Origin of the sequence: Arthrobacter humicola (assembly GCF_022803015.1) — a bacterium.
Taxonomy (GTDB): domain Bacteria; phylum Actinomycetota; class Actinomycetes; order Actinomycetales; family Micrococcaceae; genus Arthrobacter; species Arthrobacter humicola_A.
On the sequence record NZ_JAFKON010000013.1, the window covers coordinates 1 to 21,170 of the forward strand.

The window sequence follows — 21,170 nt, forward strand, 5'->3', positions numbered from 1 at the left end:
ACAGGCGATGCCGGGCGGCATCGGTGACCGACAACGCGACCGTCCTCTTGCCAACGTCGACAGCAACAACAACGGGTGATTCACCGGTCACCACGCCCTGAACAGACATAACAAACACCTCCGAAGGCGTCGGGAGGACCCCGCGGATCAACCTCAGGTCCTCAAAGGAATCTGATACATCCCGTCCTGACATCTCCGGAGGTGTTTGTGAAGGACAGACTCAACTCATATCAGCTGTTGCGGACGGCCCCTTGAGTCCTCCAGCTTATTGCGCCAGGGGGCATCCTGTCTGGAAATGCGACACATTAGTTGGAAAGCTGTACCCCGCTATATCGTGTCCCCCATGTCGGGGGAAAATACGTTGACCGTTGCCAAGAAACCTACTCACCTTAAAGCACTCACTGGCCTGCGAATCATTGCCGCCGTGTGGGTTTTGCTACACCACTTTCACGATGTCATATTCGGGCTGCTGCCAGGGCTCACGTTCCTAGCCCCCTTGTTCGATCAAGGATGGCGCGGCGTCGACCTGTTCTTCATGCTTTCAGGCTTCATCCTCTCCTACCAATACATGGACAGATTCAGCGCCGGTCTTTATCGGAAGGAATATCTGCATTTCCTCCGACTCCGCATCGCTCGCGTTTACCCAGTACACTTCCTGACCTTGCATACATCTATGATTCTTTTCACGGCCGCCGCGCTGTTAGGAGTCCCGGTACAGCCAGGACTCAGCGACAATACATTTTGGACCTACCTGCAAAACGTGTTCCTCATCCAAGCGTGGTGGGGCCATCTTCAAAGTTGGAACGGCGCTTCGTGGTCGGTCAGTGCGGAGTGGTTCGCTTACCTGTTGTTCCCGATCGCAGCCACTGTAATCTTCCGGGTGCGATCCATTGCTCTTTCATGGATTGTCGGATTGGTCTCTTTGGCGTGCTTCACGGCCGCTTATCAGATGGTGAACTCCGACGCGACGGTCTCGACCGACGGCGACCTCTTTAGGATCGCGGGTGCGTTCATCGCAGGGTGCTGCCTGTTCAAGGTTTATGCGCTCACTCCGCGACTGGGGCGGCTTTGGTCCGTCGCTCCGAGCCTAGCCATTGTCCTAGTTCTGGTCCTCGCCTACGTTCCATCCGCAGTTTCCATTCTTATGCTGCCGGCCTTCGGCATCCTCATATTGGGCCTTGTCCGAGGAACTGACGGCGTTTCAAGAATGCTCTCGACCAAGGCGATGGTCCACGGCGGCGCCATCAGCTATTCCTTCTACATGATCCATCAGCAAGCGTTGACTGTTGTCAGGAACGTGATTCCAGATTCCCTGTATGGGGGCAGCCTTTGGCCGTTTGGAGCCCTGGTAGTCCTCGGAACGCTCGGCTTTGTTTATCTTGCTGCGCATTTGGTTTTCCGGTTTGTCGAGGAGCCTTGCCGCAAACTCATCCGCGGCGACGGTAAGCATCAAGCCCCGGTTACCCCTTCTGCCCACCCTCAGCCAGACGTGCAGCTGGAGGTGTCGAAGGCTCCATAAGACCGGTTAAGGGTCCCAGCCGGGCCGCAACAGTTTGCCCGCTCGTTCCGCGGTTCACAATGGCGTCCGGAACAACCGAACGTCGAACCCAAGCGAACACTCCCGTTGGGTCAGCATTAGGCTCAATCGGAACGCCTAGGAAATCGTCAGCTCCTCGCTTGTCACATGTCCGCGAGCACCGACCCCGGGTTCTCGATCGCGTCGGCCACGTAGCGCAGGAACCCGCCGGCGGTGCCGCCGTCGCACACCCGGTGGTCGAAGGTGAGCGTCAGTTCGGTGACCTTGCGGACCGCGAGCTCGCCGTTGACCACCCAGGGCTTGTCGATGATCCGCCCGACGCCGAGGATCCCAACCTCGGGGTGGTTGATGATCGCGGCGGACCCGTCAACCCCGAACACGCCGTAGTTGTTCAGCGTGAACGTGCCGCTGCCTAGTTCCGCCGGGGTCGCCTTGCCTTCGCGCACGACGGCGGTGAGGCGGCGGATCTCCGCGTCCAGTTGGCGGGCGCTGAGCTTGTCCGCGTTCCGCACGGACGGCACCATCAGTCCGCGGTCAGTCTGCGCCGCGAAACCGAGGTTGACGCCGTCGAAGGCCACAATCTCCTGCATGGCGCCGCCGGCCACGTCCTCTGTGGTCACGATCCTGGTGTTCAGCTCCGGGTACTTCTTCAGCCCCGCGACGACGAACCGGGCGATGAACGCCAGCAGGCCCGGCGTGTTGTGCGGGTCGGCCTTCTTCAGCGCGGCGCGCATCTCCACGAGCGCCGTCGCGTCCACATCCACCCACACTGTGGCTTCCGGAATCTCGGACCGGCTGCGGGCCATGTTCGCCGCGACGGCCTTCCGCACGCCCCGGACGGCCGTGCGTCCGGCAATGCCCAGCCCAGTGCGCGCATCCGTGGTCACAGTTCCGGTGCCCGATGAAGTGTTGGGACCGGCCGTGACCGGGCTGGTGCTCGGCACTACCGCCGGGCACTCAACCGCCGGGGCGGGTTTGATGGCCGCCTCAACGTCGCGCCGCATGATGAGCCCGCTGGCCCCCGACCCCTGGAGTCCCCCCAAATCGACCCCATGATCGCGCGCCATCCGGCGGACCAGCGGAGAAATAACGGCCCCCAGCTTCCCGGGAACCCGGGTGCGCAGGAGCACCAGGTCATCGGCCGCCCTCTCGGCCTCCGACAACCGTGCCACCGGCGCAGCCGCAGCAGCCTTGGGAGCCCGGGTCCGCCGGGCCACCCCATGCCCGCCAGGAGTCCCGTACCCGATCAGGACATTCCCAGACCCAGCCTTCTCCTCCTCGCGGTAGGTCTCGGCAGCGGCGTCCTCAGTTCCGGCCTGCTCAGCCTCCGGAGTCGCTGCAGGTGCAGTCTCCGGGGCTGCGGCAGGCGCGAACGTCTGGGCACCAACCGGCATCACCGAGATCAGCGGCTTGCCGACGTCGAGCGTCTGGCCGGGCTCGCCGTGCAGCACGGCCACGGTGCCGGCGTACGGGGAGGGCACCTCCACCATGGACTTGGCGGTCTCCACCTCGGCGATCGGCTGGTCCACGCGGATCTCGTCGCCCACGGCCACGAGCCAGTTCACGAGCTCGGCTTCGGTGAGGCCTTCACCCAGGTCCGGCAGGAGGAATACTTTCGGTTCGCTCATGGTCAGTCTTCCCACTGGAGGTCGTCAACGGCGTCGAGGATGCGGTCCACGCCGGGCAGGTAGTAGTGCTCGAGCTTCGGCGCCGGGTAGGGCACGTCGAAGCCGGTGACGCGGCGGATCGGTGCGGCCAGGTGGTGGAAGCAGCGTTCCTGGACCCGGGCGACGATTTCCGAGGCCATGGACGCGAAGCCGTGGGCCTCGGCGATCACGACGGCGCGGCCGGTCTTGCGGACCGAGGCGCAGACGGTCTCGTCATCGAACGGCACGATCGATCGGACGTCGATCACTTCGAGCGAGCGGCCTTCCTCGGCGGCGGCGGCCGCGGCGGCGAGCGCCGTCGGGACGGACGGACCGTAGGCGATCAGCGTCGCGTCGGTGCCGGGGCGGGCGACGGCGGCCCGGCCCTCGGAGGAGGTGCCGCGCTCGGTGTTCGCGGCGTGCTCGGCGCGCAGCGCGTCCAGGTCCACCTGGTCCTTGGACCAGTACAGCTTTTTGGGCTCCATAAACATGACGGGGTCGTCGGAGTCGATGGCTTCGCGGAGCATCCGGTAGCCGTCGGCCACGGTGGCCGGGGTGAAGACCTTCAGGCCGGCGGTGTGCGCGTAGTAGGCCTCGGAGGAGTCGCAGTGGTGCTCCACTCCGCCGATGCCGCCGGCATACGGGACCCGGATGACCATGGGCAGCTTCACGGCGCCCTTGGTGCGGTTGTGCATCTTGGCCACGTGGCTGACAATCTGTTCGAAGGCCGGGTAGGCGAACGCGTCGAACTGCATTTCGATGACCGGGCGCATGCCGTTCATCGCCATGCCGACGGCCATGCCGACGATGCCGGATTCGGCCAACGGGGTATCGAAGCAGCGGCTCGTGCCAAAGGTCTTGGTGAGCCCGTCCGTGATGCGGAAGACACCGCCGAGCATGCCGACGTCCTCGCCGAAGACCAGGACCGAGGGGTCCGCGTGCATGGCGTCCACCATCGCGGTGTTCAGGGCCTTGGCCAGGGTGATGGTCTGCGGGCCGGCCTGCTCGGCCGCAACAGCAGCCTTGGCGGCGGCGCGGGCGGTCGCGGCGCTGACGTTGCCGTTCGCCTCGGAGGACGTGGTGATGGTAGGGCTCATTTCCCGGCCTCCCTTGAGATGGATGCGGCTGCGGCAGATGCGGTTGCGGTGGATGCGGCGTCGCGGGCCAGTTCGTCGGCGAGCATGGCGGACTGTTCTTTCAGCTGTGGTGTGGGGGTGGAGAAGACGTACTTGAAGAGATCCTGCGGTTCCACCGGGACCTCTTCGCTGAGGCCTTCGCGCAGCTGCGTGGCTACCGCCTCTGCCTTTTCGGCGATCACGGCGGCGCGGTCATCGTCCAGCAGGCCGCGGTCCGTCAGGTAGGTCTGCATCCGGCTCAGCGGGTCCTTGGCCACCCATTCGGCGACTTCGCTGTCCTGCCGGTAGCGGGTGGCGTCGTCGGCGTTGGTGTGCGCCTGCATCCGGTAGGTGTGTGCCTCCACGAGCAGCGGGCCGGAACCTTCCCGGGCGAGCTTGACGGCCCGGCCGAGGACGGCGAGCAGGGCCACGATGTCGTTGCCGTCCACGCGTTCGCCGGCCATACCGTAGCCCACTGCCTTGTGGGCGAGCGAAGGCGCAACGGACTGGTGCGCGAGCGGCACGGAGATCGCGTACTGGTTGTTCTGGACGAAGAAGACCACGGGCAGGTGGAAGACGGCGGCGAAGTTCAGGGCCTCGTGGAAGTCGCCCTCGCTGGTGGCGCCGTCGCCGCACATGGCCAGGACCACGGTGTCCTCGCCGCGCAGCTTGGCGGCGTGGGCCACGCCGACGCCGTGCAGCAGCTGGGTGGTCAGCGGGGTGCACTGGATGCCGACCTTGTTCTTGGCGGGGTCGTAGCCGCCGTGCCAGTCGCCGCGGAAGAGCGTCATCGTCTGGACGGGATCCACGCCGCGAGCCATGACGGCCACGGAGTCGCGGTAGGTGGGGAACAGCCAATCACCCTCGGCAAGGCACAGTGCGGCGGCAACCTGGCACGCCTCCTGGCCGTGGCTCGAGGGGTAGACGGCCATGCGGCCCTGCCGGACCAGCGCGGAGTTCTGGTCATTGACGCGGCGGCCGATGACGAGCTGCTCGTAGGCGGCCATCAGTTCGGTCTCGCTGGGCAGGCTGTACTCGTGCCCCGGCTGGGTGCCCTGCTCCGTGTGGGCATTCAGGGTTCCGCCCGGGCCCACCATCTGGATCTGGTGGCGTGCGGGCAACATGTAGTCCTCAACGCTGATACCGAACTTGCTCACGGCATCACCGGCTGGATCTTGTTGCGCGGCCTGCTGTGCAGCTGGCTGCGCAGCGTGGTCTGCGGAGATCGTCATTGGTCCGTCCTTCTGTAGCCACTAATCTTTCCCAGTATGCCGCCAGCCGATGTTTCGTATCCACCTCTCCCGTGAATCGTGGAGATGTCCACAAATTTGCCCTAATCTGGAAGACAAATCGTAAGTGTGAGCTGGATTACCGGCAGGGGTTGTAGACAAATGGCAGAGCTCGAATCAGACCAGGTGGCGGTGCCGCTGGACGATGTGGACCGGAACATCATCGCGGAGCTGACCCGGGACGGCCGGATGTCTGTGACCCAGGTGGCTGAGAACGTCCACATTTCCCGCGCCCACGCCTACACGCGGATTGCCCGGCTGACCGGCGAAGGCGTCCTGACCAAGTTCACGGCGCTGGTGGATCCCATCAAGGCCGGCTTGAAATCGTCCGCCTACGTCACGCTGAAAGTGCGCCAGCATTCCTGGCGAGAGCTGCGCGAACTCCTGCGCGCCATCCCGGAGGTTCATCACATCGCGCTGGTGGGCGGGGACTTCGATGTCATCCTGCTGGTGCGCGCCGTGGACAACATAGACCTTCGCCGGGTGATCTTCGACCAGCTGCAGTCCATGCCCGGGGTCCTGGATACGCAGACGTTTCTGGTGTTTGAGGATGTTGATACGCGCTAGCGATCGACGGGTCGTGAATCCACCAGCTACAAGTCACCCGAACATCAAAGCCCAAGAACTGAATTGTGTCCTTCGAAAGCAGGGGTGACCGCTGTTGGATTTCATTCCGGGTACAATCTCAGAGACCGCAAGAATAAAGCCGTTCTGGGGACGTGCCATGCGGCAGGTCCCCGAGCGTAAGACCAGGGGGCCACGGTTGGACCTGCGCGAATATCTCCAAATCCTAAGAACCAACTGGATTCTTATCGTGGCCGCCACGTTGGCTGGAACTGCAATTGCTGGCGGCGCGTCTGTACTGATTCAGCCAACATATACCGCGGAAACTGAGCTTTTCGTCTCCATTCAGAGCTCAGGCACGGTGCAGGAGCTCCAGCAGGGCAATACATTCAGTCAGGCCCGGGTCCAGTCTTATGCCAAGACCGTGGGTACACCCGCAGTTCTCCAGCCGGCCATCGATAGCCTGGGGCTCGATACCACACCCGGAGAGCTGAGTCGACGAGTAAAGGCATCCACGGACCTCAATACCGTCCTCATTACAATTTCGGTCGAGGACAGCTCTCCCGTTCAGGCGGGCGCAACGGCACAAGCTGTGGCAAACAGCCTCATCAAAGCGGTCGACATATTGGAGCGGCCCAAAACTGGCGGGGCATCCCCAATTAGTCTCTCCGTCATCACGCCCGCAACAGCTCCTGCAGCCCCGTCGGCCCCTAACACAAAACTGAACATCGTCCTCGGCTTCTTGGCAGGACTGGTGATTGGCATAGGGCTTGCCATTCTGCGCACGATTCTTGACACCCGCATCAAGTCCGAAAGTGACCTTAGGCGCGTGAGCGATGCACCCCTGCTGGGACGCATTGCATTTGAGTCAGATGCTTTGAAAAAGCCCCTGCTCACGCAGGTTCCGGCCCAAAGCCCAAGAGCAGAGTCCTTCAGGCAACTGCGCACCAATTTGCAGTTTGCCAACGTGTCCGGTCATGCAAAGACTTTCGTCGTCACTTCATCCCTGCCAGGGGAGGGAAAGAGTACGACTGCTACAAACCTGGCAATCGCACTGTCGGAGGCTGGCCAGGCTGTATGTCTCGTGGACGCCGACCTACGCCGACCAATGGTGGGTGAGTACCTGGGGCTTGAGCGGAATGCCGGGCTAACCACCGCGTTGCTCGGGGCAGCAGACGTAAATGATCTGCTCCAACCATGGGGTTTGGGTCACCTCTACGTATTGACGTCCGGACAAATTCCGCCCAACCCAAGCGAACTTCTGGGTTCGACCGAAATGCAGAATTTGCTTTCGCGGCTAGAACAAGAATTCGATACCGTAATCGTGGATGCTCCGCCGCTGCTGCCTGTAACTGATGCTGCCGTCCTGTCCCGGCACGCGGGCGGAGTCGTCGTCGTCGTAGGCGCGCAGAAGACCAGAGTCCAGGATCTGCAGAAAGCCCTGGAAACTCTCACACTCGTTGGGGCAACAGTGCTCGGCGTCGTGCTGAACCGATTGCAGCTGAAATCCTCGGACGCCTACTCCTACACGTACTACACCGCCGATCCGCAACAGGGTGGTCAACCCGATTCAGCTACAGGTCAGTACGACGATGAAGAGCCTTACTCGGGAGCAGTGGCGAGCCATTCGGCAAGAGCGGCCAGCAAATTCCCTCAAAAGATCCACGGCAGCTAGGGCTCGATGGCATTCACCACCCGTCAGAGAACGGGTGCCCCATGTCTTGCTGATCCTTTCAAAGAAAGTCACTGTAGTGATATCTGCACAGTTGCGCCCCAAGTCGACGTTCATTGTTGTCCCCTGGCTTGAAGGCGGAGGCGCCCAAGGGGCGCTGGAGGGGATCCTCCGTCAGCTAGGACCGGAGAATGTGACTATCGTCATTCTCTTCTCCGGCAATAGAAACCACGCCTCCGCCAAGAACCTGGCCAGCTCGACAATCGAATTAGGCTGTAGACGCAACCCTTGGGGAGTATTTCAGGCCCGTCGAAAACTCAGCCAAATACTCGGCGATGCCACTTCGGTCTACTCGTTGATGCGAGCGAGTCACCTCGTTTTGGGACTTCTCCCCAAGCGCATACTTTCGGACAAACGGCTGGCAGCATCCTTCCATCAACTGCCATCCCAAGACTCGTCTGGAATTCAGGGCAAGATCGAAGACGTTCTTGTGAAACGCGGAGTTAAGTCCGCCGGACTGATTACCGCTCCTTCCGCGAGAGCCGTCGCCGAACTCATTGAACGTGGCTTTGGAACGGAAGCCAACACCAGGGTTGAACACAATATGATCGCGACTTCCGATAAGCCCGCGGTACCGCCCCGGGAAGGCACACTGGAACGGCTGAACTTGGTGTTCGCTGGCAGACTATCTCAGCAAAAGGGCCTCGACCGCATTCCAGAGCTTCTAGCTGGCGTTTCCACCCCCGTTCATCTTCTGTGTCTGGGTGACGGAGAACAGCGGTCCGAGATAGAACGATCCATAGCCGATGTACGTTCACCCCACCGGGTTGAATTACTCCCCCACACTTCTGACGTTGAATCTTTCTTCGACTGGTCCGATGCGGTGTTCCTGCCAAGTCGCTGGGAACTCAATCCCCTTGTTATCTGGGAAGCACGCGCTCGCGGCCGCGGCGCCATAGCGTCAGACATTGACGTATTTGAAGATCTCGCCAGCAGCGGCCCGGTCTGGATGTTCCGTGACCGGTCAACCTTTTCCTCAGTCGTCGAGAGACTGGCGCACGACGAGTCCGAACGGCGACGTGCCTTCATCTCAGCGATTGAATCAGTCGAGCAGCTAAGCACAAGGAGCTCCATTGTCGAATACCTGGAAGTCTGACCTACCCAAGGTCCTACTGCTTCACGCATACAGCCCTAGGAACTCCGGGGACGGACTGCTCGTTGAATTAGCTCGCGAGTCGGTACTAAAGGCCGTCGGACCGGCAGACATCAGGGTGATAGCGTCCGACGCGGAAGCCTTCGGCGGCCCCGCTTACCATCAATGGAACGCTCCGCTACTGGACAAGTGGAACAAGGTTCCTCGACGGTTATCCATGCTGGCAACTGGATTCCTCGGCGGGTCCCGTGTATTCCGGGAAATGGCTCAAGAGGCCGATCTCATAGTTGCGGTCGGTGGAGGATACCTGCGAGGTGACGCTCTCGTCCCGGCCATCAAGAGCTGGGGCGCCCACTTCGGACAGTTGCGTCTGGCGGCCTCCCAGGGACACAAGAGTGTCTATCTTCCGCAAAGCATCGGCCCCTTCCACGGAGTCTATAAGCGAGCAATGCAGAAGAACCTGAGCAAGATCCGTACGGTCTATGCGCGTGATGACCGGTCGGTCTCCGAGTTCGCCGCCGTTTCCTCGCTGCAGCGGATGCCCGACATGGCGGTCCTCGAACTTGCGGAGAGCCCGGCCGGCGCGAAGAGGCCGCAGAATCTCAGCGCGAGGCCGATATTCGTAGCACGTGAACTCTCCAATCCTCGCAACTATTACAACTTGCTTGAGGAAGTTGCGAGATCTGAAGAATTTGAGTGGGCCCTGCAATCGACCGGGGGCGGGAATGATGACTACCCGCTCACGAGTCGCCTCAGCCCCGCGGAACCAAGGAGCATGAAGACCGTGCTTGCGGAGCCTGCGGCTCGGATAGTTGTTAGTACCCGTCTACATGGCGCTCTGTCGTCGCTGATAGCTGGATTCCCCGCAATCCACCTGAGTTACGAGCGCAAGGGGTGGGGGGCTTATGAGGACTTGGGTCTAGACCAATTCGTACTTAACGCAAGGGATGCAACTCTCCCACAGATCAACGATCTTCTGGCCCAAATCCGGACTCATCCGGAAGACTTCTGGGCAACCATCGACGCCAAGCGACAGGATATTAGGGCGCTTCACGGCTCCCTAATATCAAATATGCGCACCGTCGCCTCCCTGCAATCAACGAGTGGTGACTAGGTTGTGGCCAACAAGATGAAGATCATGCACGTTACCGAGGCCATGGGTGGCGGGGTCCAAAACGCAATTTCGAAATATACGCAGATTCTCCCCCATGCAAACCATGTGGTGGTCGGACGCCCCAGACATGGCGAGGAGTCTGGCGAGTTCAGCGACGACACACAGGTGATCGAGTTCAGGGGAAATCTCGTCCAGTTTCTCGTCAAGATTCGACGTACAATCCTAACTGAACGTCCGGACGTCGTTCACCTGCACTCCAGTCTTGCCGGCCTGGCCCGCCCTCTGGTTCCCAGGGCAGTGCCAATAGCGTATTCGCCCCATTGCTACGCCTTTGAGCGAAGGGACAGGAGCGTCCTATGGCGTACGACCCTACGCGCGGCGGAGTGGACGCTGGCGCTGCGGCAACAAACTCTCATTGCAGTGAGCCCGCATGAAGCCGATCTGGGGAGGGCCCTCAATCCCAAAATGGCCGTCCACTACGTTCCGAACGTCCTGACGGCCGAGGGGATCCCGAGTTCCAAGCCACTACGCCCGACTGTTTCCATGGTGGGGCGGATCGGGGCTCAGAAAGACCCCGGGCTCTTCGCCGCCGTCGCAAGAACCTGCGGTCGCGACATAGATTTCACATGGATAGGCGACGGAGACCCGCATCTTAAGCAACAACTCTTAGATGCAGGCGTCACCGTGAGCGGCTGGGTAGATCCCAGAGAAGCGCGGCGCCTTGTTGCCTCCTCAGACCTATATCTGCACACGGGTTCCTGGGAATCTGCTCCAATCTCAGCCATGGAAGCAGCCGCAGCGGGTGTTCCAGTCATCGCCAGAAGAATACCTACGATGGAATCTCTTGGGTATTTCACTGCGTCCGAGTCTGTTACCGACCTAGCTCGAGCAGTTCAGCGGTTCTTCACCGACGACGCCTTTCAGCGCACCGTCTCACTCACGACTTCCAATATGGTTGGGCTCCTCACGGCTGACGAGGCACGACGAAGCCTCGAGACTGCATACACCGACGCCTGCAAAGGGCAACAATCTTTAGGCACCCGAAGTTCAGAAGGAGCTCTATATGAAAATTAGCGTAGTCACAATTGCCTTTAATGATCTGCCGGGCGTCAAGAAGACCCTTGAGAGCGTCAAGCATCAATCCTGGGATGACATTGAGCACATCATTGTTGACGGCGGCTCAACTGACGGAACTCGCGAGTATCTTGCCGGCTTCGGTGACTCAATTCGATGGGTCAGCGAAAAAGATAACGGGCGTTACGACGCAATGAATAAGGGCGCCAAGATGGCCACGGGAGAACTGCTTTGGTTCCTCCACTCGGCAGACATTTTCCATTCCGAAACGTCCGCCAGTGTCGTGGCACAAACATATATTAACGAACACTTTCATTGGGGCTACGGCTTAAGCCGAATTGTGGACGGCAACAATTCTCTCGGCATCGGCGGCCAAGTACCTTTTGAGCACGCACGCTTCCTCATCGGCGGCCGAATCATCCCGCATCAGGCTTCCGTCTTTGATCGTCAGTTCTTCGAGAGCCTTGGAGGCTACAAGACTGAATTTGGATTGACAGCCGATCAAGAGTTTATGATGCGCGCATCGATGAATTCTGCGCCGCGGGTTTGGGCTGAAATCCTGTGTGATTTCGACGCAAACGGCGCCGGATCAAAGCGCAATGCATGGGCTCATTATAGGGATATGATCCGCGCCCGAGCCGAGGCTCGTATTCGTGTTACGAATTTTACGGCGCTCGATAGTATGCTGTCTGTTTTCTTCTGCGGACTGACCGTCCTCGAGAGAGTGATGCGGCGCCCACTACGTAAGTCTGCTCCCCAGATTATTCAGGGGCAACCCAAATGAGCGGTGCCGATGGGATCACCGTAATCATTCCGGCGTACAACTCACAAGACACAATCGAGAGGGCCATCTCCAGCTGCAGTGGGCTGGACGGCTGCAGGATAATAGTCGTTGATGACGGTTCTGTAGACTCTACAGCTGGCGTTGCACGAGCTGCAGGGGCGGAAGTACTCCGCCAGACAAATTCCGGAGCATCCGTCGCCCGTCAAACAGGTCTTCGCGCCGCAACGAGCGAGTTTATCGTCTTCTTAGACGCTGACGATGAGCTCATACCGGCAGGCGTACTCGAGTCAGTAAGAATCCTTAACCGGCAACCCAGTGCGGGAGTAGCCGCAGGAACAGTCATCGGAATCCTTCCGAATGGACGCGAACGTCTCCTGCAACGCACCTACACAGTGGTCAACACTAAGGAGTTGCTTTCGAAGGGCTTCGGGCCTTGGCCTCCCGCTGCTTCGGTTATCAGACGGGAAACCCTGTCGAAGACAGAATCTCTGGATATTCCCGGGCTTGGCACACGTTTTGCGGAAGATTACGAGATGCTTATTCGCCTCTCACTCGCCGGACACGTGATCATGCACGACAGTCCTTCAACGCGATACCGTCTTTTCGCCGGAAAATCCAGCAAAGCACCCATCAAAGCAATAGAGGACAAAGAGTCGATCCGTCGTTACTACGCCGAATCGCTACGCTGGCCTGTCGCTCTTATGAACGGGGCAGAAATAGCAGCGGCAGCGTCGATGAGGGCCGCCCGCTCATCTGCGGCCAATGGAGCCTGGGTCAGCACCGCGGGATGGCTGCTGCGATCCGTCGCCTCGTCGCCATCGCTCATGGTCCGGAAGCTTTTTGGGCGCCTGGCTGCCTTCAGAACAACACCGGGGACATAGCCATGTCAGCACTTCTGGTGAAAGCAAGAGAGTTCGAACTTGGGGGGATGGCCCTCACGAGGCTGGGCACCCTGGCGGCCGGTCTGGGCGCGAATGTGTTTGTCATAGCACTTCTGTCGCGACAGCACGGCGCGGCGACTTACGCGGCATATGCGCTGATCGCCTCTCTTGTGAATCTTCTTCCATTCGCAGACCTTGGCCTCGGCGCCAGCGTTGTCAACGCTACTGCGGACAATGCGTCCGGCAAGCTATCCAATGAGGGATTCAGCCACCTTGTTTCCCGAGCCAGGGACTACATGCTAATCGTCGCCCTGTGCTTGATTCCGGCAACTCTCTGGGGAATCACCAACGGTCAACTGAGTGTTCTTCTAGGTGATTTGGCGTCGGAGCCTGGAATTTTGCTGGGCGCCGGATTTACACTGATCTGCATTGCTGGCTCCATACCCTTAGGCATTGGTGCAAGGATTCTTCAGGGACATGGACGCATGCTGGACGTCGTCCGACTCGGTTTCATCGGCCCCGCTGTCCAGATGTTGATCTACATTCCCCTGTGGCTAACAAATGCGCCCGCCTACCTATACTTCTTCGGTCCTGGGACGGCCTATCTGCTCAACGCGTTCGCGGGCTTCATGATGGCGCGTCGAACGTCCAAGATTCGGCTTCACTTGCCCTTCGCGGGGCTGTTTCTCCGGATCAACAAAGCTGATAGCCCTTGGCACACCGCAGCACCGTTCCTTATAATTTCGGTTGGCATGGCTGTCGGCTTTCAGAGCCACCGACTGATGCTTTCGCAGTTTGGCACCGCACAGCAAGTCGCCGCATATTCCGTAGTTGCCCAGTTTTTGGGGCCGCTGCTAGCGATAGCAGGTGTTGTAGGCCAAAACCTCTGGTCGCGCTACCGAGGCCAGCTCAATCGCAATGAATTGGATCTTGGATCGTTCAGATCCCACCTCGTCATCTTTGCCGTAATCGGCGCAACATTCGCCGGAGGATTCATCTTACTAATACCCGTCGCCGCGGCTCTCATCACGGGAGGCGCCGTATCGCCGTCCCTTCTATTGACACTGGGTGCCGGCTCCTACCTCATAGTTTTCTCCCTGCATCAGCCAAGCGCGATGTTATTGACAGATCCAAGAGCGCTGTGGTTCCAGGCAGCATGTGTGGTCGCAGTTGCGGTTTCCACAGTGACAGCAACCATCCAGACCGTGGGAAGTCTGGGTGCGGCCGCTCCGTACATATGCATGGCGGTGAGTATGTTCTTTATCCAGGTTCTCCCCAGCATGCGGCTGGCAATCTCTCGAGTTCGAAAGCAGTCCACAATATAGCCGAGGTGATCTACACCTCAAAGCCGTAAACTGGGTCGTCATATCCGTAAAGCTGGTCAACCGGCTACCTGCAGCGGCTCAGTTCTATGATAAAAACGTTGTACAGTCTGGCATTGTTGCGCGGCCACCAGGCTGCGTGATTAATTTTGAAACTTCCTGGGGGGCATTTTTGACTAAGCGCGCACTCATCACCGGTATCACGGGGCAAGACGGTTCTTATCTGGCAGAACTCCTGCTCAGCAAAGGCTACGAAGTGCACGGACTCATCCGACGCGCCTCAACGTTCAATACAGCCCGAATTGATCACATGTATGTGGACCCGCACGACCCGGCAGCGCGGCTGTTTCTCCACTACGGCGACCTGAGCGACGGAGCCCGGCTCGTGACACTTCTCGCCGAAATCAAGCCGGATGAGGTCTACAACTTGGCCGCACAGTCTCACGTGCGTGTTTCGTTCGATGAGCCTGAACACACGGCAGATACCACCGGCGTCGGGACTGTCCGTCTTCTTGAGGCCGTCCGCATGTCCGGAATTGAGACGCGGTTCTATCAGGCCTCATCGTCCGAGATGTTCGGGGCCACTCCCCCGCCTCAGAACGAGGAAACCCCGTTCTATCCGCGGTCACCCTATGGCGCGGCGAAGGTATACAGCTACTGGATCACCAAGAACTACCGCGAGGCCTACGGCATGTTCGCCGTCAATGGCATTCTCTTTAACCACGAGTCGCCCCGCCGCGGCGAGACTTTCGTCACGCGCAAGATCACGCGGGCCGTCGCGGCGATTAAAGCCGGCAAGCAGGACCTTCTCTACATGGGAAACCTGGACGCAGTCCGCGACTGGGGATATGCAGCCGAGTACGTAGAAGGCATGTGGCGCATGCTTCAGGCCGACGAGCCGGACGACTTCGTGCTGGCTACCGGCGGCAATTACACGGTTCGCGACTTCCTCCAGATTTCCTTCGAGCATGCCGGCCTCAACTGGGAGAACCACGTACGGTTCGACGAACGTTACCTGCGGCCTACGGAAGTAGATGCACTCGTGGGCGACGCTTCCAAGGCCCAGGCAAAGCTCGGGTGGAAAGCATCTGTCCACACTCCGGAACTTGCCCGGATCATGGTGGATGCTGACATCGAAGCATTGAAGCATGCGGGCAACAGTTGGATCGACAGCGTGGAACTCGAAAGCTGGAAGAAATAGTGGATACAGACATCACTTTCGAGCCAGGACGACTTGACCGATCATCCACTTTCTATGTGGCCGGGCACCGTGGACTGGTCGGATCGGCAATCTGGCGGAACCTCGCAAACGAGGGCTTCACCAACCTCGTCGGACGCACTTCAGCCGAGCTTGACCTAAAGAAGCGCGATGACGTATTTGACTTTTTTGCGGCTACGAAGCCCCGTTACGTTGTGCTTGCAGCCGCAAAAGTTGGCGGCATTCTCGCAAACAGCAATTATCCTGTCGATTTCCTCAGTGACAACGTCCGCATCCAGGTAAATGTCCTCGACGCGGCACGGGAGCATGGAGTTGAAAGGCTCCTCTTCCTTGGATCATCATGCATCTACCCTAAGTTCGCAGAGCAGCCCATCCGCGAAGAATCGCTAATGACTGGCCACCTTGAGCGGACTAACGATGCCTACGCGGTAGCAAAGATCGCGGGAATTATGCACGTTCAGGCCGTACGTCGCCAGTTCGGACTCCCATGGATTTCGGCCATGCCGACGAACCTCTATGGGCCGGGCGATAACTTCTCCACCGAAGGCTCTCACGTACTTCCCGCCCTGATCCGGCGCTATGACGACGCCGTAAGCAATGGAAGCGCGACAGTCACCAATTGGGGCACGGGATCGCCCCGACGCGAGTTCTTGCACGTCGATGACATGGCGGCAGCATGCCTGCACCTGTTGGAAAACTATGACGGTGCTGACCAGGTCAATGTCGGCACGGGCACCGACGTGTCGATCAAGGAACTGGCATCAATCGTGGCCGAGGCCGTCGGCTACGACGGGAAGATGTCCTGGGACACTACCAAACCTGATGGCACGCCTCAAAAATTGCTCGACGTTACAAGGCTGTCTGATGCTGGATGGACGGCGAAAATCAGTCTCAGCGACGGAATCAAGAGCACGGTCGAGTGGTACCGCGCGAACGTCGACCAGATTCGATCGTGAATCACGCCTTGTTCGGGGATAGCAAGTGACAACCAAAGAGAGAGTCGAGCCACAGGCGATCAAGCTCGACGATTGGCGATCCAAGTATTCCAGACGCCTTAAGCTCATCGATGCCGGAGTCGTGATCTGGGCAGTCGCTGGGGCATACGGGGTTCGATTCGGATTCTCCGACATCGGTTCTGATACGACTCAAGACGTTCGCTACCTCGTCTTGTCAGCAGCTTTGGTGCTTTCGTGGTGGCTCATGCTGGGTTTCTGGGGCTCAAGGGAGGCTCGCATTCTGGGCTCAGGCTCAGAAGAGTACAAGAGAGTTATTGCCAGCTCCGCCTGGCTCTTTGGTGCCTTGGCAGTGACCTCATATGCCGTGCGCATAGACACGGCTCGAGGGTTCGTCGGTCTGGCTTTCCCAGCCGGAGCACTCGGCCTGCTTGCCGCTAGGTGGCTCGTTCGCCAGCACTTGAGCCTTGAACGAAAAGTCGGCAAGAGCAGTGCCCGGGTGCTAATTATTGGTGGGCCGTATTCGGTTGCCCATCTGGTGCGCTCGCTCAACAGTGCACCTTCGGCAGGGTATCTTCCCGTGGCTGCGCATCTGCCAGGGGCGCCCGAGGGTACGTCCACCGTGCCTGGATCCTCCATACCGGTGACTGGCGTGCAGTCGGATTTCGACTCCATTCTCGCCATCATCATAGAGACTCACGTGGATGCGGTTGCAGTATCTGCTGGCGTGAATCTTCACCCGAAGGATCTCCGCAGGCTGGGCTGGGACTTGGCCGCACGGGACATAGGTATGATCTTGGCCCCTGCCCTCACAGACGTGGCCGGACCTCGCATCCACACGCAGCCGGTAGCCGGACTGCCGTTGATTCATGTTTCCACGCCCAAGTTGACTGGCGGCAAGAAGGTGGCCAAACGAGCCTTCGACATCGCGGTGGCCGGACTATTGGTAGCGTTCCTATCTCCACTATTCCTCGCGCTTGCTCTCCTGGTCAGGGTCACCGATCCCGGACCAGTTTTCTACCGCCAGGAGCGAATCGGCCTGAGGGGGACTACCTTCAATATGTTGAAGTTCCGTTCCATGAAGGTCAATGCCGACGCCCAACTGCAGGCCCTGCTCGAGGCTCAAGGCTCTAACGACACCCCACTTTTCAAGATTGAGAATGACCCCCGAATAACGCCGCTCGGCCGCGTGTTGCGAAAGTATTCACTCGACGAACTGCCACAACTACTCAATGTACTGGGTGGAACTATGAGTCTCGTGGGGCCCCGGCCTCAGCGAGAAGGCGAGGTAGCCCTGTACGACGACGCCGCCCACAGACGGTTGTATGTTAGCCCCGGCATGAGCGGACTGTGGCAGGTCAGCGGTCGCTCCAACCTCAGCTGGGAAGAGAGCATCCGCCTGGATCTCTACTACGTGGAGAACTGGTCGCTCATGGGCGACGTAGTCATACTCTTAAAGACTTTCAAAGCAGTATTCGCAAGTACGGGCGCTTTCTGATCAAGACCTGCACAAGTCTGGCGGCTCAGGCCGCCAGTCATCATTTTTTGGGGAAGGCACCAAAATGCGTATATCAGTAATCGGCTGCGGTTACCTGGGTGCCGTACATGCTGCGTGCATGGCGGAGCTGGGACATGACGTCGTCGGCATCGACGTCGACGAACGGAAAATAGCCGAGCTCTCATCAGCTAAGGCGCCATTCTACGAGCCTGGACTAGATGAGCTTCTGAGCGAGGTGCAGTCGACGGGCCGGCTGTCCTTCACTACAGACATGGCAGAAGCTGCAGGAAGCGACGTCCACTTTATCTGTGTCGGGACACCCCAAAAGAAGGGTGAGAATGGCGCTGATATGAGTTACGTTGACGCCGCAACCGTCGCGCTTCTCCCCCATCTCCAACCCGGCAACGTCGTCGTCGGTAAGTCCACGGTCCCCGTCGGCACAGCCGCACGGCTTGCTGAATTGGTCCGCGATATGGACACAACGGCACATCTAGTGTGGAACCCCGAATTCCTGCGCGAGGGACACGCAGTTTCCGACACATTGAAGCCGGATCGCTTTGTGTACGGCGTGCCGGGTGGCTCCGAGGACCATCCGGCCGTGGCAATCCTGGACGAGATCTACTCCGTTCCTCTGAATGCAGGCACTCCTCGATTGGTGGTAGACCTGGCAACAGCGGAACTAGTCAAAGCAGCGGCCAATTCTTTCCTCGCGACCAAGATTTCCTTCATCAACGCCATGGCGGAGGTCTGTGAATCCGCCGGGGCGGACGTGACCCAGTTGGCCGATGCAATCGGCCTCGACGACAGAATCGGCCGGAAGTTCCTTAATGCAGGAATCGGGTTTGGCGGGGGATGCCTGCCGAAGGACATCCGGGCGTTCATGGCTCGTGCCGGGGAACTGGGCGCAGACCAGGCATTGACTTTTTTGCGCGAGGTGGATGCGATCAACATGCGCCGCCGGACTCGGGTGGTGGAGCTCACCCGAGAACTCTGCGGCGGCATGTTGCTTGGCAAGCGGATCACAGTCCTTGGCGCCGCCTTTAAGCCGGAGAGCGACGATGTGCGCGACTCCCCTGCCCTGAGCATCGCCGCCCAACTCCAGCTCCAGGGTGCTGTGGTAACGGTTACGGATCCGAAAGCTCTGGTCAACGCTGCCGGTAGGTTCCCGGAACTGCATTATGAAACGGATACCGAGAAGGCTGTCCAAAGGGCCAATGCCTTGCTGCTCCTCACTGAGTGGCAGCAATACCGGGACCTCGACCCGTACGCCTTGGCCGCGTCGGTAAGCACCCCCCGCATCCTGGACGGTCGCAACGTTTTGGACGCCGCCAAATGGCGCGCGGCCGGCTGGAACTACCGCGGGCTGGGGCGTCCGTAGACGATGAGTGGGACGCCCGAATCCTCGGATGCCGGCCTGGCGGGCCTCGCATCGCATGGCCCCGACCGCGCGACGCTTCGACGGCCCCGCCGCCGTCGTTTGGTGATCGCTTCATTATGGTTGGCCGTCATTGCGGTCCTGTCCATCGCCGCAGCGGCCTGGCTCGGCTCCAGGGCCACCATTATCAAGAACGAACTTGAGGCATCCGCCCAGTTGTTCCCCGTTCTAAGAGACAACGTTGCTGCCGACAAGCCACAAGAGGCCAAAGCTACTTCGGAGAAGCTTCTATCCCACACGGCCGCCGCCCGCGATGCCGCGGGAGATCCGCTGTGGACCTTAGCAAGGTCGATTCCCTGGATCGGTGCAAATTTCAGCGCCGTCGCAGAAGTTGCTCGATCAGCAGACGACGTTGCCACTTTGGGGGTTACCCCTCTAGTGAAGGTCTTCGATTCCCTCGACTGGAACAGTCTGATGCCCAGCCCGGCGGGAACCAATCTGGAACCCCTCCGAGCGGCCTCCCCTAGCGTATCTTCCGCTGCGCACGCTGTGCGGGCCACGGCAGAACGGCTAGATGGAATCGACGCCAGCAATCTGTGGCCCCAGGTGGCTGAACCTTTGACACGGGCCCGGGAGCAACTCAAAACAGTGACGGGTGCGCTGGATGCATCCGCGAATGCGGCCCAAATCGTCCCGGGAATGTTGGGGGCTGATGGGGAACGGAACTACTTGCTCATGATCCAAAACAATTCCGAAGCTCGTGCCTCCGGCGGTATTCCCGGAGCGCTAGCAATACTGACGCTGGACAAAGGCAAGCTGACACTGGGTACACAAAGCAGCGGCAGCGCCGTTGGCGTGATGTCACCCGTTATACCCGTGGACGCGGAACAGCAGCAGATCTACTCGACCCGACTCGGGCAATACATCCAAGACGTCAACCTCACCCCGGACTTCCCCACAGCTGCAGCCACTGCGCAGGCTATGTGGGAAAGGAAGACCGGGCAGCATGTGGACGGCGTCCTCTCCTTGGACCCCGTGGCGCTGGGCTATATCCTCGACGCGACCGGGCCGGTCAAGATCACCAGTCCGGAGCTGTTGGCCCTCGCAAAGGACAAATTGCCTACGGCGCTGAACGGTAAGAATGTGGTCCCAACCCTGCTGTCCGATGTCTATGCCAAAATTGCGTCGCCAACAGATCAGGACGCCTACTTTGCAGGCGTCGCCAAGGAAATCTTCGGAGCCCTCTCAAGCGGCAAGGGTGACGCCAAGGGCTTGATCAAAGGCATGACTCGTGGAGCGGCGGAAGGCCGGGTCCTCGTGTGGTCCGGCGGGGCCGCGGAACAAACCATCATCGCGAACTATCCGCTCAGCGGATCTATCGCCGGCAAGAGTGTTGCCCCCGCGCAGTTCGGCGTCTACTTCAACGACGGAACCGGCGCCAAAATGGACTACTACGTCAAGCGGTCCGTTCAACTCGTGAAGGAATGCACGGCCGACGGCTACGGGCAGGTCAAGGTCCGCATCACCAGCACCAACACGGCCCCTGCCGACGCCGCGACGTCGCTGCCGGCCTACGTCACCGGAGGCGGCATATTCGGCGTGCCGGCCGGGACAGTCCAGACCAACGTGATCGCCTACGGCCCGGCCCAAGCCAACGTGGAAACTGCCGCGGTGGACGGAAAAAAGACGGACTTCGCCGCCCACCGTCACGCCGATAGGCCAGTGGGGACAGTAACGGTCACCCTGACCCCCGGCCAGAGCAGCACGGTCGAGTTAACTTTCGGCAAAATCGTCCAGCACACTGAACCTAACGTGGTTGTCACACCCTCTGTGCAAGCTGTCAAGGACGTCATCCTGGGCACCGAGAATTCCGCCTGCGGGGCGGGGACGTAAATGCCAAGTTAACAGTAAGTAAAGCGACTTGATTCACTTTGGTCACACTCGTTTTAGATGCTAGTCTCTGCATGGGCTTAT

17 protein-coding genes are annotated in these 21,170 nt (G+C 59.9%); 14 read left to right on the forward strand and 3 right to left on the reverse strand.

Translation table 11 applies throughout. The annotated features are described in order from the left end of the window. Window positions 1-343: 343 nt before the first annotated feature. Window positions 344-1,519: an acyltransferase family protein gene (locus tag ARTB_RS18880; protein WP_243181868.1), complete on the forward strand. Its 1,176-nt coding sequence runs from the start codon at window positions 344-346 to the stop codon at window positions 1,517-1,519. A gap of 161 nt (window positions 1,520-1,680) precedes the next feature. Here the strand turns inward: ARTB_RS18880 and ARTB_RS18885 are convergent, their stop codons facing one another. From ARTB_RS18885 to pdhA, 3 genes are read right to left on the reverse strand one after another with little or no spacing between them, the layout of a single operon-like run. After that, window positions 1,681-3,165 (reverse strand): dihydrolipoamide acetyltransferase family protein, encoded by a 1,485-nt coding sequence (locus ARTB_RS18885; RefSeq protein ID WP_243181869.1) that lies wholly within the window; start codon window positions 3,163-3,165, stop codon window positions 1,681-1,683. A gap of 2 nt (window positions 3,166-3,167) precedes the next feature. Then, complete coding sequence (locus ARTB_RS18890) at window positions 3,168-4,280, reverse strand: alpha-ketoacid dehydrogenase subunit beta (protein WP_243181870.1); 1,113 nt, start codon at window positions 4,278-4,280, stop codon at window positions 3,168-3,170. Continuing rightward, a complete protein-coding gene (gene pdhA, locus ARTB_RS18895) occupies window positions 4,277-5,530 on the reverse strand; it encodes a pyruvate dehydrogenase (acetyl-transferring) E1 component subunit alpha (protein WP_243181871.1) in 1,254 nt (417 codons plus the stop codon). Before pdhA ends, ARTB_RS18890 begins: the two co-directional genes overlap by 4 nt. A gap of 159 nt (window positions 5,531-5,689) precedes the next feature. Between pdhA and ARTB_RS18900 the strand changes: the two genes are divergently transcribed. The 13 genes from ARTB_RS18900 to ARTB_RS18960 all read left to right on the forward strand — a co-directional run bounded on the left by ARTB_RS18900 (window position 5,690) and on the right by ARTB_RS18960 (window position 21,089). Continuing rightward, window positions 5,690-6,154, forward strand: coding sequence for an Lrp/AsnC family transcriptional regulator (locus tag ARTB_RS18900; RefSeq protein ID WP_243181872.1), 465 nt, complete (start codon window positions 5,690-5,692; stop codon window positions 6,152-6,154). A 196-nt stretch (window positions 6,155-6,350) separates the two neighbouring features. Beyond that, on the forward strand, window positions 6,351-7,826 hold the full coding sequence (locus ARTB_RS18905) for a polysaccharide biosynthesis tyrosine autokinase (RefSeq protein ID WP_243181873.1): 1,476 nt from the start codon (window positions 6,351-6,353) through the stop codon (window positions 7,824-7,826). 190 nt (window positions 7,827-8,016) lie between these two features. After that, a complete protein-coding gene (locus ARTB_RS21800) occupies window positions 8,017-8,979 on the forward strand; it encodes a glycosyltransferase (RefSeq protein WP_243181874.1) in 963 nt (320 codons plus the stop codon). Then, window positions 8,957-10,090, forward strand: a complete 1,134-nt coding sequence (locus ARTB_RS18915; protein WP_243181875.1) for a polysaccharide pyruvyl transferase family protein — start codon at window positions 8,957-8,959, stop codon at window positions 10,088-10,090. The genes ARTB_RS21800 and ARTB_RS18915 overlap by 23 nt, the downstream gene beginning before the upstream one ends. A 15-nt stretch (window positions 10,091-10,105) precedes the next feature. Continuing rightward, window positions 10,106-11,164 carry a glycosyltransferase family 4 protein gene (locus ARTB_RS18920; protein WP_243181876.1) on the forward strand — a complete coding sequence of 353 codons (1,059 nt, stop codon included), beginning with the start codon at window positions 10,106-10,108 and terminating at the stop codon, window positions 11,162-11,164. Then, window positions 11,154-11,948 carry a glycosyltransferase family 2 protein gene (locus tag ARTB_RS18925; protein ID WP_243181877.1) on the forward strand — a complete coding sequence of 265 codons (795 nt, stop codon included), beginning with the start codon at window positions 11,154-11,156 and terminating at the stop codon, window positions 11,946-11,948. The genes ARTB_RS18920 and ARTB_RS18925 overlap by 11 nt, the downstream gene beginning before the upstream one ends. Next, window positions 11,945-12,829 carry a glycosyltransferase family 2 protein gene (locus ARTB_RS18930; protein WP_243181878.1) on the forward strand — a complete coding sequence of 295 codons (885 nt, stop codon included), beginning with the start codon at window positions 11,945-11,947 and terminating at the stop codon, window positions 12,827-12,829. Before ARTB_RS18925 ends, ARTB_RS18930 begins: the two co-directional genes overlap by 4 nt. Window positions 12,830-12,831: 2 nt before the next feature. Continuing rightward, entirely contained in the window at window positions 12,832-14,154 is a 1,323-nt protein-coding gene (locus tag ARTB_RS18935) for a hypothetical protein (protein ID WP_243181879.1), read from the forward strand. A gap of 169 nt (window positions 14,155-14,323) precedes the next feature. Next, on the forward strand, window positions 14,324-15,352 hold the full coding sequence (gmd, locus tag ARTB_RS18940; RefSeq protein ID WP_243181943.1) for a GDP-mannose 4,6-dehydratase: 1,029 nt from the start codon (window positions 14,324-14,326) through the stop codon (window positions 15,350-15,352). Further along, window positions 15,352-16,326, forward strand: coding sequence for a GDP-L-fucose synthase family protein (locus ARTB_RS18945; protein ID WP_243181880.1), 975 nt, complete (start codon window positions 15,352-15,354; stop codon window positions 16,324-16,326). The genes gmd and ARTB_RS18945 overlap by 1 nt, the downstream gene beginning before the upstream one ends. Window positions 16,327-16,351: 25 nt before the next feature. Then, complete coding sequence (locus ARTB_RS18950; RefSeq protein ID WP_243181881.1) at window positions 16,352-17,821, forward strand: sugar transferase; 1,470 nt, start codon at window positions 16,352-16,354, stop codon at window positions 17,819-17,821. Between the two features lie 64 nt (window positions 17,822-17,885). After that, the gene (locus tag ARTB_RS18955) at window positions 17,886-19,199 is read left to right on the forward strand and encodes a UDP-glucose dehydrogenase family protein (protein ID WP_243181882.1); all 1,314 of its coding nucleotides are present in this window, start codon (window positions 17,886-17,888) and stop codon (window positions 19,197-19,199) included. Between the two features lie 696 nt (window positions 19,200-19,895). Next, a complete protein-coding gene (locus tag ARTB_RS18960; RefSeq protein WP_279294441.1) occupies window positions 19,896-21,089 on the forward strand; it encodes a DUF4012 domain-containing protein in 1,194 nt (397 codons plus the stop codon). Window positions 21,090-21,170: the final 81 nt, after the last annotated feature.